Annotated in this window: 12 protein-coding genes, 1 rRNA gene and 1 pseudogene; 11 read left to right on the top strand and 3 right to left on the bottom strand. The window is 58.9% G+C overall.

The window, feature by feature from the left end; translation table 11 throughout:
* Positions 1-123 precede the first annotated feature (123 nt).
* Positions 124-1,308, top strand: a complete 1,185-nt coding sequence (locus EC915_RS23685; protein WP_166651070.1) for an MFS transporter — start codon at positions 124-126, stop codon at positions 1,306-1,308.
* A gap of 21 nt (positions 1,309-1,329) precedes the next feature.
* Here the strand turns inward: EC915_RS23685 and EC915_RS23680 are convergent, their stop codons facing one another.
* Together EC915_RS23680 and EC915_RS23675 are read right to left on the bottom strand one after the other, a co-directional pair.
* A complete protein-coding gene (locus EC915_RS23680) occupies positions 1,330-1,527 on the bottom strand; it encodes a hypothetical protein (protein ID WP_133752909.1) in 198 nt (65 codons plus the stop codon).
* Positions 1,517-1,831 (bottom strand): hypothetical protein, encoded by a 315-nt coding sequence (locus EC915_RS23675; RefSeq protein ID WP_133752908.1) that lies wholly within the window; start codon positions 1,829-1,831, stop codon positions 1,517-1,519. Before EC915_RS23675 ends, EC915_RS23680 begins: the two co-directional genes overlap by 11 nt.
* Positions 1,832-2,134: 303 nt before the next feature.
* Between EC915_RS23675 and EC915_RS23670 the strand changes: the two genes are divergently transcribed.
* The 10 genes and pseudogenes from EC915_RS23670 to EC915_RS23625 form a co-directional block, all read left to right on the top strand.
* Positions 2,135-3,139: an aldo/keto reductase gene (locus EC915_RS23670; RefSeq protein WP_133752907.1), complete on the top strand. Its 1,005-nt coding sequence runs from the start codon at positions 2,135-2,137 to the stop codon at positions 3,137-3,139.
* Between the two features lie 344 nt (positions 3,140-3,483).
* Positions 3,484-4,227, top strand: coding sequence for a GntR family transcriptional regulator (locus EC915_RS23665; RefSeq protein ID WP_133752906.1), 744 nt, complete (start codon positions 3,484-3,486; stop codon positions 4,225-4,227).
* Positions 4,228-4,402: 175 nt separating this feature from the next.
* Positions 4,403-5,158 carry a thioesterase II family protein gene (locus EC915_RS23660; RefSeq protein WP_133752905.1) on the top strand — a complete coding sequence of 252 codons (756 nt, stop codon included), beginning with the start codon at positions 4,403-4,405 and terminating at the stop codon, positions 5,156-5,158.
* A gap of 827 nt (positions 5,159-5,985) precedes the next feature.
* Positions 5,986-6,762, top strand: a complete 777-nt coding sequence (locus EC915_RS23655) for a DUF3050 domain-containing protein (RefSeq protein WP_133752904.1) — start codon at positions 5,986-5,988, stop codon at positions 6,760-6,762.
* A gap of 49 nt (positions 6,763-6,811) precedes the next feature.
* A complete protein-coding gene (locus EC915_RS23650) occupies positions 6,812-7,756 on the top strand; it encodes a diiron oxygenase (protein ID WP_133752903.1) in 945 nt (314 codons plus the stop codon).
* Positions 7,753-11,205 carry a non-ribosomal peptide synthetase gene (locus EC915_RS23645; protein WP_133752902.1) on the top strand — a complete coding sequence of 1,151 codons (3,453 nt, stop codon included), beginning with the start codon at positions 7,753-7,755 and terminating at the stop codon, positions 11,203-11,205. The genes EC915_RS23650 and EC915_RS23645 overlap by 4 nt, the downstream gene beginning before the upstream one ends.
* 59 nt (positions 11,206-11,264) lie before the next feature.
* Positions 11,265-11,735: an SRPBCC family protein gene (locus EC915_RS23640; RefSeq protein WP_133752939.1), complete on the top strand. Its 471-nt coding sequence runs from the start codon at positions 11,265-11,267 to the stop codon at positions 11,733-11,735.
* Positions 11,736-11,877: 142 nt separating this feature from the next.
* The gene (locus EC915_RS23635) at positions 11,878-12,378 is read left to right on the top strand and encodes a sigma-70 family RNA polymerase sigma factor (RefSeq protein WP_133752901.1); all 501 of its coding nucleotides are present in this window, start codon (positions 11,878-11,880) and stop codon (positions 12,376-12,378) included.
* 10 nt (positions 12,379-12,388) lie between these two features.
* On the top strand, positions 12,389-13,384 hold the full coding sequence (locus EC915_RS23630; protein WP_133752900.1) for a FecR domain-containing protein: 996 nt from the start codon (positions 12,389-12,391) through the stop codon (positions 13,382-13,384).
* 238 nt (positions 13,385-13,622) lie between these two features.
* A pseudogene (locus EC915_RS23625) lies at positions 13,623-15,058 on the top strand (TonB-dependent siderophore receptor); the annotation flags it as partial.
* 106 nt (positions 15,059-15,164) lie between these two features.
* Here EC915_RS23625 and rrf read toward each other — a convergent pair.
* A 5S ribosomal RNA gene (gene rrf, locus EC915_RS23620) occupies positions 15,165-15,280 on the bottom strand.
* Positions 15,281-15,435 lie beyond the last annotated feature (155 nt).

Here is a 15,435-nt window from a genome sequence, read left to right as displayed (position 1 = left end):
GGTCCTGCGCGTTCGCTGGCGTCGTAACCGCCGACCTCTCCCACAGAGACTGCGTTGAGTCAAAGAGAGGTGTCGCTTCTACAAGCAAGGATCTCGTGCCAAATACAGGACATCACAACGACAGTGGCCACCTATTCCCTCGTCATCCGCCGCCTGATGGTCTGTTCGCTGACCATCGTCATGAGCCGGGCGATGACCAGCCCATTACTCACGCTGTTCCTGAGTACCAAGCTGGGCCTGAACCAGCAGGATGTCGGGCTGCTGATGGGTATCGCGGTATTTCTGGCCACGCTGCTGGGGCTGTATGGCGGCTACATCATCGACCGGCTGGAGAAGCGCAAGCTGCTGATTCTGGCGATGCTGTCCAGTGCCGTCGGCTTCACTCTACTGACCCTCGCCCAGAACGTTTACCTGACCACTCTGACCCTGGTAATCACCGAAACCGCGTCGGCGCTGTTTCTGATCGGCTCCAAGGCGATCATCAGCGAGAACCTGCCCATCGCCCAACGCGCCAAGGTGTTCTCCCTGCGCTACACCCTGACCAACATCGGCTATGCCACCGGCCCCATGCTGGGCGTGCTGATTGCCGGGCAACTGCCGCTGGTGCCGTTTCTGATCGCCAGCGCCATCGCCTTTGGCAGCATGTTTTTGATGATCGGCATCCCGCCGACCCTGGCTGACAGCGAAAATCAGCCACGCAGTTTTCTCGACACCCTCGCCACGCTCAAGAGCGACCGCAGCCTGATTCTGTTCACCGGCGGCAGCTTGCTGAGCACGGTCGTGCACGGTCGCTACACGCTGTACCTCTCGCAGTTCCTGTTAGTCACCCACACCGCAGAACAGGCGCTGAAAATCCTCTCGGCGGTGCTGGCCTGCAATGCGCTAACCGTGATCCTGATGCAATACCAGATCGGACGCTTTCTGAAACGCGAGCAACTGCCCTACTGGATTTGCCTGGGCACCGCGCTGTTCGTCATCGGCCTGTTCGGCTTCAGTTTTGCCCAGACGACTTTGGCCTGGTGCGCGGCGATGTTTGTGTTCACCTTGGGCGAGATGATCATTTACCCCGCCGAGTATTTGTTCGTCGACACCATTGCCCCGGAACGCCTGCGCGGCAGCTACCTGGGCGCGCAGAATCTGGCGGCGTTCGGTGGCGCGTTAAGCCCGGTTATTTGTGGTTATTTATTGATCAACACCCCAGCGCCGACGATGTTTTATGTCCTGGCTGGCCTGACCGCCGTTGGCGGCACGCTGTGCTTTTTCGCTGGACGCCGCGCCAAACTGACGAGTCCGGATCTCACCCTGTAACGGCGCCATCTTTAGTGAACGTCATGCACCTCTGAGCGTTTTGCCGAGCCTGGCCCACCCATCAAGCTTGTGCCCCGGCTGCAACAGGCGCGGCATGTCTCGCAGGCGGATCCACGGCTCATCCTGCCAATGCAGCACGCTCAACGTTCCGCGCTGCCACTCCAGCAAACCCGGCGCAGGCGCATTGTTGAACGCGGGCACGTTTTGATTACGCAGCACAGGCAGGACCTGATAAGTCAGCCATTTGCGAATTCGGGTCGTGGCTGGCGTGACCGTGGTAAATCAGCAGCGCGTAAGCGGCGGATTTGCTGACCATCAGCACGTCTTCGATTTCATCGTAATAGCGCAGCGGCACGTAACGGCGCTGGTCGGGGGCGAGTTTGCGGGTGATGCGTTCTTCGAAAAACATGCCCAGAAAACGCCCAAGGTCGCGCAGGCAAAACCAGGCCTGGCGTTCGAGAATCAGGGCGTGAAGCCTGAGTTTGTGGCGGGTGAAAACGACGGGGTCGTAATGCGATTCCATGCGGCGTCTGTCCTTGCTGGCCCTTGGAATAAGAGTGTCGGGAGCTAAGAACACCGCGAAGAAGTGCCGACATATTCCCCAAAGGGTCTTGTATTAGCCGACTCCCGACATGACAAACGCGCAGAGTGTAGTGCCCAGCACCCGCGCATGCAGAAGCGCCCAATTGTTACTTTTCAAGTCCGCCATAAACAGGCGAGTATGTCCGGCCTGGAGCTGTCGGTCTGAACGGCCTTTACGAGACCTCTTGCAAGCCTGCACAGACTGTTCCGATTTCCATTTCCCTGACGAACAGGATATCGAGCAATGAACTACCGCATTCTTGGCCAATCCGGCCTCAAGGTTTCGACGCTGACGCTGGGTTCCATGATGTTTGGCGTGCAGACCAGCACCGAAGAGTCGCTGCGCATCATCGACAAGGCTTGGGACGAGGGGGTGAATTTCATCGACACCGCCAACGTCTACAACGCCGGCCGCTCCGAAGAAATCGTCGGCGAAGCCATCGCCTCGCGTCGCAGCGAATGGGTGCTGGCAACCAAGGTTGGCAGCAGTTCCGGCAACACCGCACCGAACACCAGCGGCCTGAACCGCAAGCACATCTTCAACGAGATCGAGTCCAGCCTGCGTCGCCTCGACACCGATTACATCGACATCCATTACCTGCACAAGGAAGACCACAGCACGCCGCTGGAGGTGACCGTTTCGGCCATTGGCGACCTGATCCGCCAAGGCAAGATCCGCTATTGGGGCGTGTCCAATTTCCGGGGCTGGCGTATCGCTGAAGTGGTCAATGTCGCCGAGCGTCTGGGCGTCGACAAGCCGGTGATCAGCCAGCCGCTGTACAACATCGTCAACCGTCAGGCGGAGCTGGAGCAGATCACCGCTGCCAAGTTCTACGGCTTGGGCGTGGTGCCTTACAGCCCGCTGGCGCGCGGCGTGCTCAGCGGCAAGTACGCACCCGACGCAACCCCCGACAGCGGCAGCCGGGCGGGCCGTCAGGACAAGCGCATTCTGGAAACCGAGTGGCGCGCCGAGTCGCTGCATATCGCGCAGAAGCTGCAGCACTACACGCAGGACAAGGGCGTCGGGCTGGTGGAGTTCGCCATTGCCTGGGTGCTGAACAACCAGGCCGTGACCTCGGCCATCGTCGGCCCGCGCACCGAAGAACAGTGGAACAGCTACACCAAGGCGCTGAGCGTGCAGATCACTGCCGAAGATGAAGCCTTCATCGATTCGTTGGTGACGCCGGGGCATGCATCGACGCCAGGCTTTAACGATGTGCAGCATTTTGTGACGGGGCGATGCCTCTGAGGGCTGCCCGGGCACGCGCGGCACTATTGACGCAAACGACCGAAGGTACTCGCTGACGCGTCTGCAACCGAGGAAAATAGTGGCATATGGCAATCATATTCTTACGAACCCTGCCCTCGGTTGCCTGACAGCGTGCGCTCTGGAAGTCCATGCAAGAATCATCGTTTTCCGACGCCTCATGTCGAACAGACAACAGGTCACGGTAAGCACATGAATGCCAGAAAGCCTTGTAGAATGCGGTCCGCCGCAGTCCGGTACAGGCAATTTATGCCGTTTGACAAGGCTGGGTGGGGCCGTTAGTGTTCCATTGGATCCAATGTTTGATCATTGAAGAAGAAGCAACGATGCGCAGGATTGAGAAAGAACAATTTCTCCGGGAAGTTCTTGGAAACGAACAGCCGCCGGCGCACATGGCGCGTGCGGTGATCGAAGAGAAATTGCGGAGTGCGATACTCGACGGCCGCCTGCCTGCAGGGATCGCGTTACGTCAGCAAGAGCTGGCCACCCTGTTCGGTGTCAGCCGCATGCCTGTGCGCGAGGCTCTGCGCCAGCTTGAGGCCCAGTCGCTGCTGCGCGTCGAAACCCACAAAGGTGCCGTTGTCGCGCCACTGATCAACGAAGACGCCACGGATGCCTACGCGCTGCGCATCCTGCTGGAGTCCGAGGCCCTGCGCCAGTCGATTCCGAAGCTGACTGCGCAGGACATCGCCACGGCACGCCATTTCATCGAGCAACTGGAGACCGAAACCGATTACAGCAAAATCGGCACGCTCAACCGGATGTTCCACATGACGCTCTACTCCGCAGCGTCGAATAAACGCCTGCTCAAGCTGGTGGAAGACGGTCTTAACGAGGAAGAACGCTTCCTGCGCTTTAACCTTGAGCACATGGAGCTGGGCGAGTTGTCGCAGCACGACCACCTGGAATTACTGAGGATGGCCGAGGCAGGCGACATCGACTCCACCGTCAATGCGCTTACGCAGCACTTGAATCGCGGTGTCGATGCCATCAACAACTACCTGCAAAACCGTCCGGTGGAAGTCTCAAGGCCCGCCTCGGTGTCAAGGAAGCGCGCCCTCGCTCAATAAGATTTCAACGATCGTGATCACGACTGTTCACGGTCCAGCATTTGTTCCCCTGCCTGGCGTCGGGAAACCCGACAGGCAGGGGATTGATCGAGCACCGGAGGTTGCGGTGCCAGCGCCGAAGGACCCGGCCCCACGGTTGTCAGTTGCCCGCTAATGCAGGCTTGGGGAACCCTGAGTGTACGCCGAGAAAAACAAGTGGCTGATGGTTGTCAATTCCAGACAACGTGTCAGGACGCGCCTGATCTGCTTTCCCCATGCGGGCGGCGACCCGGAGCAGTTCCGGGACTGGTCCGGCGGCCTGGCGGACCATATCGAACTGGTCACCGTGCGCCTGCCCGGCCATGGCAGCCGCTTCAAGGAAACCGCTTACGAACAGTGGGCCCCCTTGCTTGAGGACACCTTCGGCGCTTTGCAACCCTACCTGACCGAGCCACACGCTTTTTATGGCCACGCTTTCGGTGCCCGCATCGCCTACGAAATGGCCCGTCGGGCGCAAGTGCGTTACCCGGAGCAGACGCGTCATCTGTTCATTTCCGGCTGCCGCAGCCCTGACAGCCAGCAGCCCAGACCCTATCTGCATACCCTGCCCCAGAGCGATTTCATTCAGGCCTTGGTCAAACTTGGCGTGGCACCGGAATCGATGCTGCGCGACAAAAAGATGATGCGTCTGTTCGAACCGGTGATGCGCAATGACGTGAAACTCTCGGAGCTCTGGTCACATTGCCCGGACGAAGGCTTGAACATCCCGCTGACGGCACTCTACGGCAGCGATGACCCTCTCTATACCGCCACCAGCATGATGAACTGGCGCGGATTCACACGCCGCGAATTCGAGCTGATTGAAGTGCACGGCAGTCACGACTTTCTGAAGTCGCAGCGCAATCGCCTGCTTCATATCATCAATACGCACCTGGGTTTGCTGGACGTCTGATCTCCCGTTCTGTTCGGTGTGTGTGTGCTGCGATCCCTCTACGGCGTGTCACCGAGAGCGAGCTTGCTCCAACAGTCTCGGAACCGAGCCAGCACGCGGGCAGGCAGGCAGGCTTATTCCTACACAGATTTGTGATGCACAAACCTCTGAACGCTGAACAAGCCCCACTTCCGAACGCCTTCATCATCTCCCGCGCCCCGCGATTTCTCTACGCGCTAACGCAGCGTCAGGCTGTGTTTCAGGCAAACTCATGTAACGAACTCGCCTGCAGTCGGTTCCGCGAACGCAATTCTTATGGAGCAACGAAAGGAGCAGGGCCTGGGCCAGGACGTAATGAGGTACTCCCGTTGACGTCGCCCGCGAAAAAATTCTTTAAATCGATTATTCAGTTAACGAGCAACTCTGGACGAGGCATTCGTTCATTATTATCGATTCTGACTCTATTGAGCTGGAAGGGTTGCTCTCGCCCAAATAAAACTTTCTTATAAAGTTTTATAAACACTTTTCATGCACAGTTTTTACATTATATAAAAATTAATAAAAAATGTTTGCACCTTAATTAAGAAGTGCTTTAACGTTTTCTCGCCGCTACTCGTATGACGCCAAAGCCTTGTGGCAAAGGCCTCATGCAGAAGGGTAAACGCCTGGCCTGTCACGCCCGGCCTGGAATACACATGATCATCAAACGAAATATCCGTGCGTAATCGTGCCTGTCCGTTATTTAAATCGGCGCAATAAGGCCGTTCGAACCAGGCCAACTTATTGTCAGTAATCCGAAACGACACGACCGGTTTTGCACAGCGATCATTATCTCAAGGACGTTAAACATGAACACTCAGAAGCAACTACTTGACCGGAAAAAACTGGAACTAAGCGCTCATCCTATCTTTTCTGAAATTGATTCCCTGGCGGTGCTGCAACGTTTCATGGAGGCTCACGTCTTTGCGGTGTGGGACTTTATGTCGCTCACCAAACGCCTGCAACAGGAGCTCAGTTGCACTCGGCTGCCGTGGTTGCCGCCTAAAGACCCAAAGGCCGCACGCCTGATTAACGAGATCGTGCTGGGGGAGGAATCGGACGACCGCCTCGACCACGGCCACTACAGCCATTTCGAGTTGTATCTGGACGCCATGCGCGAAGTCGGCGCCAGCACCGCACGCATCGAACGCTTCGTCGCGCTGCAAAAAGAAGGTGTCCATTACGCAACTGCACTGCACAGCGTTGATGCCGGCAGCGCCGAAGCACGCTTTGTCCGCGAGACCCTCGACACGGCGCTCAATGCGCCAGCCCACAGCGTTGCGGCGGCTTTTCTGCACGGACGTGAAAGCGTCATTCCGCAGATGTTTCAACGCATCCTCGACGACTGGGGCATCACCGCCAACCAAGCGCCGACGTTCCGCTATTACCTGGAACGCCACATCGAAGTCGATTCCGAAGACCACGGTCCGGCAGCCGAGGCACTGCTCGCGCGCCTGGTCGATGGCGACGCGCAACGCGAGCAGCAGGTTTATGAGGCCGCCATTGCCGCCGTGGACAGTCGCCTCGCCTTGTGGAATGCCCTGCGCGTAAGCATGCGCCAACAGGCCCTGGAGGTCAGCGCATGAATCGCTCGCCAACCGCTGAACCCTTTGCCCTTCACACGAGGACGACCTCATGAACGCTGACGACTATCGGTCCTTTGCCGATGACTGGGAAAGCCGTGCGACGATTCGCACCCGCCCGCGCCGCGTCGTCGAGAACGACGAAAAACTCATCTACCCCCTGAGTCGCCAGCCGCTGGTGCTCAGTGAGACCTTCACCCGTCATTGCCCACACCTGCGCGACTTTGCACTGATTCAGAGCCTGTACAAATTCATCAACGACGTGGTGATTTTCGAGACCGAAATCGTCGACAGGACCGCGCGCAGTATCGCCAAGGACAACTTTGCGATCCGCTTTCCGTTCGCCTGCCGCTACGACGCCATGACGGTGGTGGTCGATGAGGACTACCACGCGTTGGTGGCCATGGACTTCATGCAGCAGACCATGGCACTGACTGGCATCCAGCCGATCCAGCTGCCGCTGGAAATCGAGTTGAGCCGGGCGATTCCTGCTGCCCTGGCGCTGGCGCCTGAACACTTGCGCGGCGCCGTCGAGTTGATTTGCGTCGCCATTGCCGAGAACACCGTGACCAACGATGTCGCGGCATTTGCCAGGGACGACACGGTGAAGCAATCGATCAAGGGGTTGATGGCCGATCACCTGCTCGATGAAGGCAGGCATTCAGGATTCTGGGCGCGGATGGTGCGCATTTACTGGCATGCAGCGCCTAAAGAAGACCGGGAAATCATCGCTACGATCATGCCGGTGTTCATCGCTCAATATCTGACCAACGACATTCAGAAGTCCTTCGACTTCGTGCTTATCGAGCACCTCGACGTGGCCGAGCCGATCCGTCAGGCGCTGCGCGACGAAAGCCAGGCGATGTGCTTCCCGATCAATCGTCATCACCCGCTGGTGGGCAACATTGTGCGTTTCTTCAAGACCAGCTCGATGCTCGATTTCACCTGTGTGCAACGTGCCCTTGCTGACTACCTGCCAGCGGGAGGCGTGCAATGAAACGCCTGAAGATCATACTCGTCGGCCACAGTCGGGCCTTGAGCCAACTGAGCGCAGAACTCGACAGCCACGGCCACCAGATCCATCGTTTGGTCGATGCGCAAGCGCTGCAAGACAGCTCGCTGAGCGGTGTGTCGATGCTCATCGAGGATGGCACCCTGGACTTGGCGAGCGTGCGACGGCAAGCCTTCGGGACCTCTGTGCACTTGGGGCTGCGGGTGGGCCTGACGCTGCATGCCGGCTCCGGGTTGCCAGCAGTGGAGCTGCTGTGTTGGTCCGGTTCGGCCACTGCCCAGCGCTTGATCGTGCGAGAACACGTACCTGCCGAGCCCTCGGGCAACGGTCGAATGCTGCATGACAGCGTCGTAACCATGCTGATTGAGCGCATCGCATTGTTGGTCAGCCGCTCCTCTCGCGATCCCGAATACCTCGCCCGCGTCGGGCAGGTCGAGCCGCCCCAGAGCGAATGCCAGGCGGGCCTGCACACATTGGATCGACTGGCCTTCGAACATCGCTTTAATCACACCGCGCAGCCTACATTGTTGAGCATCGCGGAGCAGCCTTTGGCGGTACGACTGGACCGCAGCTTCGCCACCTTCGGCACCCGAACTGCGTTGAACGTCGACGGTCAGCGCGTCAGCTATGACGCTTTGCGCGCCCACAGCGTCGCGATTCAGGCGCTCATGCAACCGCTGCTCAAAGACGCTGAAGAAGGTCCGCAGGTGATCGGCATTTGCCTGCCGAAATCGGCCGCGCTGTTCGCCGGGGTTCTGGCCATTCTGGGCCATGGCGCGGTGTATCTGCCGCTTGACCCCAGCCAACCGTTGCAGCGCCAGCAGTACATCCTGGAGAACGCGAACGCCGTACTGCTGCTCCACGATGGTCAGCACCCGCTGGCGGGTGAATGTGTGCCGGGCCTGGACATCAGTAACGTCGCAGTCACGCCCACCTCCGAGCCGTTGCTGCGACGCACACCCGAGCCAGATGCGCCCTGCATGGCGCTCTACACCTCGGGCACCACCGGGCATCCCAAAGGGGTGATGCTCAGTCAACGCAACCTGAGCCACTTTACGGCCTGGTATGCCGATTACGTCAGCCTGTCTGAGCAGAGCCGGGTCTTGCAGTTCTCGACGCTGAGCTTTGACTCCTCGGTGATCGATATTTTCCCGACGCTGCTTAGCGGGGCCGAATTGGTGGTGGCCTGCGAGGACCATCGCCGCGATCCACTGCAATTGATGCAGTTGCTCAAGCAAAACCTCAGCCACGCGTTTTTGCCGCCCGCTCTGCTCAGCATTTTGCCGATGGATGAGGCGTTGACGCTTGAACATCTGTGCACCGGAGGCGATGTCTGCGAGCCTCACGTGATCGAGCGACTGGCTGCGCAGTGCCAGTTTCACAACCTGTACGGGCCGACCGAAGCGACGGTACTCATCACCGCCGGACAATTTTATCCGGGGAGCAGCAATCGCAATCTGGGGCGGCCCATTGCCAACAGCCAGTTGTTGATTCTCGATGACCACATGCAACCGGTTGCCGAGCAGACGCTTGGGGAGCTGTACATCGTCGGGCCGGGCGTGTGTCTGGGCTACATCCACAACCCGACGCTCACCGCAGCGCGCTATGTGCAGATCGAGCTGGGCAATGGTGAAAGGCTGCGGGCCTATCGCACCGGCGATATCGGCAAATGGACCGCCGAGGGCGTCGAGCTGTCCGGGCGGCGTGATAACCAGGTGAAGATTCGCGGGTTCCGGGTCGAGCCGGAAGAAATCGAGCATTGCCTGCGCGACAGCCAGTTGTATCGACAGGTCGCCGTGGTGGTTGATGAGCAGCGGCGGGTCCTGGCCTTTGTCGCTCAACCCCACGGCGCTGAGCCCGACGCGGCGTGCCAATTGCTAAAGGCGCACGTCGAGCGCCTGTTGCCTGACTACATGCGGCCGACAGCGTACACCGAGCTTGCCGAAATGCCGTTCGCCAGCAATGGCAAGGTCGATCGCAAGGCGCTGCTGCAGTTGCCGGTCAAGCTGGTTGAGCACGTTGCGCGCCGTCAGCCGGAAACCGAAAGCGAGCGCCTTTTGCTGGCGATGTGGGCCAACCTGCTGGATCTACCGCCTGGGGATATTTCCACCGAGGAGAGCTTCTTCAATCTGGGCGGACACTCGATCCTGCTGTCGCAGATGCTGCTGGGGATACGTCAGCGCTTCGGGCGCAGTATTGCGATCAACCGCTTCATCGAGGCACCGACGCTGATCAACCTGGCGTCATTGATCGACAGCAATGGATCAACGTCGTGGAAAGTCAGTGCGCAGGCGATTCAGGACGCGACCATCGCACTGCAGTTGCCTGCGCTGCCGGCCGGGCGGCTGGGCGATGTGCACAAGGTCATCGTCACCGGCGCCAACGGGTTTCTCGGTGTGCACATCGTCCAGGCGCTGCTGGCCTGGGGCGCGACCGAAGTGGCCTGTCTGGTGCGTGAAAGCCACGGGATGACGGCGCAGGATCGCTTTGGGCAGGCCCTGCGCGAGAACCGCCTGGAACATCTGGACCTGAGTCGAGTGCGGGTTTATGCAGCCGATATCACCCGGCCACAATTGGGCTTGAGCGACGACGTGTACGAGCGACTCGATGGTGAGTTCGGCGCCCTGGTGCACAACGCCGCCAACGTCAATCACGTGCAGGATTACGAATCGCTGGCCAAAGACAATGTGGCGCCAATCTTCGAGTGCCTGCGCCTGTGCGAGGGACGCAGCAAGAAGGTCTTCAACTTCATCTCTACCCTTTCCGCCTCCAGCGCCGTGGGCGCCGATGGCAGCGTGCTAGAAGCGCCTGCCGCGCAGACCCCGCCGATCTACATCAAGAATGGCTACAACCTGTCCAAATGGGTTGCCGAGCGCATCCTGCAACAGGCGCGCGAACAGGGCGCGTGGGTGAACGTTTATCGCCCTGGCAACATTGCGTTCAACAGCGTCACAGGCGTGTGTCAGCCTCACAAGAACCGGCTGATGCTGATGCTCAAGGGCTCAATGCAACTGGGGCAGGTGCCTGATTTCCCGATGGCCTTCGACCTGATGCCGGTGGATTTTCTCGCCCGCTTCATCGGCTTTCACGCCAGTCGTTATCAACCCGATCGCGCGGTATTCAACCTGCATAACCCCGAGCCGTTGAGCTGGGCCGGCTATGTCGACGCCTTCCGCGAGGCCGGGCGTGAATTCGAGATGGTCAGCATTGCCCACTGGCAGACACAACTGAGCAGGGTCGACAGCCAGAACGCGCTGTTCGGCGTACTCGGTTTTTACCTCGACGGCGTCGAGGAAGACATCGGCGACATCTCGATGATCGCCCATCCGAACGCCCTCGCCGGGGTGCAGAGGATGGGCGAACCCTACCCGCAGAAAACCCCGGCGCTGCTGCGCAAGGGTTGTGATTACCTGAAAGAAATCGACTTCATCTGAACGCTCTCAACGCGACACTCACTACGAAACCGGAGAATGACATGAACGTAATCAACAACATCCAGCCCCTTAGCCCCGACACCCTGATCCGCAACCCGGCAGCCACGCCTGTGGTCGCTTCGGTTAACGTCTCAGCCGAGGCGAGCAAGGTGTGGAAGGTGGTCGGCAATTTCGGCGGCTTCGACAAATTCATTCCGGCGCTCGACAGCATCCAGGTGATTGGCGACGGTGTCGGTTCGGTCCGCCACAAGAAGTTCAAGGAGGGCGGCCTTGAGGTGGTCGAGCAACTCAACTCGCGGGACGACAATGGGTTTTCGATGACCTGGACGACCCTCTATAACAACCTCGGCGTCGGCAACCTTTGGGCGTCGATGACTGTGAAGGCTACCGACGAGAACAGCAGTGTCGCTACCTGGACGATCATTGCCGAACCGGCTGCAGGCAACCCGCTCAGCACCGACGATTTCCGGGCGTTTCTGCAGGGTTTTGCTGCGGGTGCGATGGAAAACGTAGAGAAACTTTTCGCCTGATTCAAAGCTTTTGCAATGCGTAGCCCGCCCCGGAACAGACCTGGGCGGGCTTTGTTATTGTCGCGAACGGTTGCAAATTGCTCGACGCCTTCACACAATGCGACTAATTATCATTTAAGCGACGCTTGGATGGCGCGTTTCGATGCCTTCTTACGACATGACCCTGCGCACGCTATACAGCGATCACCATGGCTGGCTCAACGGCTGGCTACGCAGCAAGCTGGGCAACGCAGCGGATGCTGCGGACCTGGCGCACGACACGTTCCTTCGCTTGCTCAATCGCAGCGAACGACTGGAACTGACAGCGCCGCGAGCGTTTTTACGCACCGTCGCGCGAGGTCTGGTCATCGATCATTGGCGCCGCGAGGAACTGGAGCGTGCCTACCTTCAAGCGCTCGCCCGTTTACCCGAGCACGAGACGCCTTCACCAGAAGTCCGGGAGCTTGTGTTCGAGTTGCTGGAAAGCATCGCAAGGATGCTCGACGGGCTCAAACCGAATGTACGCCGCGCGTTTCTTCTGGCGCAGTGCGAAGGCATGCCTTACAGGCACATCGCCGAACAGATGGGCATCTCCCTGCGCTCTGTTGAACGCTATGTGGCCGACGCGCTGTATCACTGCTATCAACTGAAGTATGAAACGTGAGCCACAACGCATGAATCAGGCGTCCTTGATCCACTCCCCTCAGCCTTCACCTGCGGTGGTCCGGCAAGCCATCGAGTGGATGATCCGCTTGAATGACCATACCGTCAGCCCACCGCTACGCCAGCGTTGCGATCAATGGCGTGCTGCTCATCCTGATCATGAATGCGCCTGGCAATGGGTGCAGAGGCTCGACACCGATTTACACAGCCAATTTGAGGCTCTCCCCGCGAGCGGCGCGGCCATCAATGCGCTGCAAGCAACCGCTCAGCGATTGGGTCGCCGGCAGGCACTGAAGCTGTTGTCGGGGCTGGTGGTGGCAGGGGCCGGTGCGTACCTGGCCAGGGACCTGACACCTTGGCAACAGTGGACAGCCGATTTCTCGACTCAGGTCGGCCAGCGCAGCGGTGTTGCGCTGGCTGACGGGACGCGGCTGCTGCTCAATACCGATTCGGCCGTGGATCAGCACCTCAGCGCGAAGCAGCGGCTGATCGCGCTGAGCAAAGGCGAGATTCTGGTCACCTGCGGTGCCGATACGGGGAGCACAACCCCACGACCACTGCTCATCAGCTGCCAGCATGGAAGGGTCGAAGGGCTCACCGGACGCTTTGTGGTGCGTCAGGATGAACATCGTACGCGGCTCAGCGTCATGGAGGGTCGTGTGCTGATTCATTCGCTGGGTTCATCGCCGCAGACTGTGCTCGCTGGCCAGAGCTATTCGCTCAACGGTCAGCGGGCGGAGTTGCTGCCTGCGCTGGATATGGACCCGGGTGCGTGGGCTGACGGATTGCTCGTCACCCGTGACATGCGTCTGGACGATTTCATCGCTGAAGTCGCACGCTATCGTCGTGGCTATGTGGCCTGCGAGCAGGACATCGGCCAGTTGCGCCTGTCCGGGGTGTTTCGTCTGGAAGACACCGATAAGCTGCTGGCGATCCTTGCGCAAACCTTGCCGGTACGACTCAAATACCGAACGCGCTGGTGGGTGACGCTGCAACGCAGTGCCTGACGAACGATTATTTTGGCGGGTTCTGCGAGCAAGTCCGGCTTAGAGATCAGTACTCTCATTACCGACCTCGACGGAATCCGCAATGACCAGGCTCCCACGTTTATCCCAAGTTCATCCTGAGCCGCTTATGCCTCTGGGCTCAGATACCGCCAGACCTTCCCTGCTCGGTTCGGCCATACGCGTGGCGTTGATCTCCACCACGCTGTCCGCCTTTGCCGTACCGTTGCAGGCGCTGGCCGCGCAGGCTTCGGTTGTGAGCATCGACTTCACCGAACACACGTCGCTTACGCTCCAGGCGTACCTGCAGCATGACCCTGAAGGCGGCTACCACGGTGGCAACCCGGCAGACGGCGCGTTGCATCAGCGCAACGGCCAGCGCATCTCCGAGCACTTCTTCGAAGGCGAGCCCGGCATCAATGGTTATAGCCGTGATCAACAATCCTTCGGCTACCAGCTCGAGCATCGCTTCAATGATGTCTTCCCCGCACGCCAGAACTTCCGTTATCTGGATTCGAAGGTGAATCTGGATCAGGTCTATAGCTACGGCTGGACGTCACCGACGAGCAACGAGCTAAACCGTTATTACTCAGGCGCTAACGAGCACCTGCATTCGTATGTCGTCGATAACATGCTGCAGGCTGATTTCTTCACGGGCCCCGTCAAACATACTGCGCTGCTTAGCGCGGACTATCAGCGGCGAAAAACGGTGGTCGATTGGCAGAGCGGGTCGCTGGCGCCGATCAATGCGTTCAGTCCGGTATACGGCAACTCAACGATCAGCTACTACGATCCGACCCGCTACCTGCGGCGTCTGGAGCAGACCGGTGCGTATGCGCAGGATCTTGTCGAGTGGGATAAGTGGCGCTTCTCGCTCGGTTTGCGTCATGACTGGGTAGAGACGTCTGACGAGAATCGCATCGCCGAGTACAACCGACCTGAAGGCACAGAGGTCAACGACAAGCGCACCAAGACCACAGGTCGGGCCGGTGTCCTGTATCTGTTCGATAACGGTATTGCGCCTTACATCAGCTATTCGGAATCCTTTAACCCGAATTCGTATTCGGACAGCGCGGGCAACCCGTTGGCACCTACCGATGGCAAGCAGTGGGAAGCGGGCATCAAGTACCAGCCACCTGGCACTGACGATCTGTTTACGGCTTCGGTGTTCCGTATCGATCAGGAGAATCTGGCTACCAAACTGCCTCAAGAGAACTTCTATCGCGCGATCGGGGCTGTTCGCGCTCAGGGGCTGGAGCTTGAAGCGCACAAGCAGTTGACTGAAAACTTCAAGGTGCTGGGCAGCTATACCCTGACTGATATTGAATATTCGAAGTCGATGCCGAGCACGGTCAGCGATACCGACAACAAGGGCAACTCTCCCACTCAAGCGCCGAAACACATAGCATCGGTTTGGGGGACTACACGTTCAACAGCGGCGCACTGGAGGGGCTGCGTTTGGGCACTGGCGTGCGCTATGTCGACTCAAGCTGGGTCAACATCATGAAGGTGCCTTCCTATACGCTGTGGAACGCTTCGGTGGGTTACGACCTGACGTCCGGCTTAATGCCAATACCCTCACCAATGAGTCTTACGTTGCGTCCCTGTGCCAGCCTGAATTTCTGCTACATGGGCGAAGAGCGCAATGTCAGTGCGACGGTAAGCTACCAGTTCTAAAGCAGGGTGATCAGCGCCAGCTTTCGGCAACGGAAGCTGGCTTTTTTATGACCCTGAAACGACAAAACCCCTGTCTGCGTGAGCAGACAGGGGTTTTGGAATTCAATCTTGACGATGACCTACTCTCACATGGGGAAACCCCACACTACCATCGGCGATACATCGTTTCACTACTGAGTTCGGGATGGGATCAGGTGGTTCCAATGCTCTATGGTCGTCAAGAAATTCTGCAGCTGATCCGTTACCCGGTAACGTGCCAGCGAAAATGGATGACCTTCACTTAAAACAAAACCCCACCTGCTTGCGCAGACGGGGTTCTGAAATTCAATCTTGACGATGACCTACTCTCACATGGGGAAACCCCACACTACCATCGG

Source organism: Pseudomonas sp. LP_7_YM, assembly GCF_004364435.1.
Classification (GTDB): Bacteria; Pseudomonadota; Gammaproteobacteria; order Pseudomonadales; family Pseudomonadaceae; genus Aquipseudomonas.
This window is presented reverse-complemented; position numbering and strand designations above follow the sequence as displayed.